General features: G+C 36.3%; 1 pseudogene. It reads right to left on the reverse strand.

What is annotated here, in order from left to right:
- Nucleotides 1-251, reverse strand: a pseudogene (locus DY78_RS16670) (hypothetical protein); the annotation flags it as partial.

Here is a 251-nt window from a genome sequence, read left to right on the forward strand (position 1 = left end):
TATGCTGAACAATTTGTCCAAAAATTCGGATTAAATTTGCAATCTACCTTATCAAGATACTTTTTGATGTCCGGAATTGTGTCATAAGCATCTGGCTTCTCTGGATCATCTGACCGGGTAAACATCTTGGAAAAATCATCATCACTGTTTTCAGGGGCATGACTAATAAATTCTCGATTAGCTTTATAGTAAAATCCATTTGCATCTTTTTCTCCACGAGTACCTGTTGCATACGCAAGAAACAATCTGAT

This window comes from Lactiplantibacillus fabifermentans DSM 21115, assembly GCF_000498955.2.
Taxonomy (GTDB): Bacteria; Bacillota; Bacilli; order Lactobacillales; family Lactobacillaceae; genus Lactiplantibacillus; species Lactiplantibacillus fabifermentans.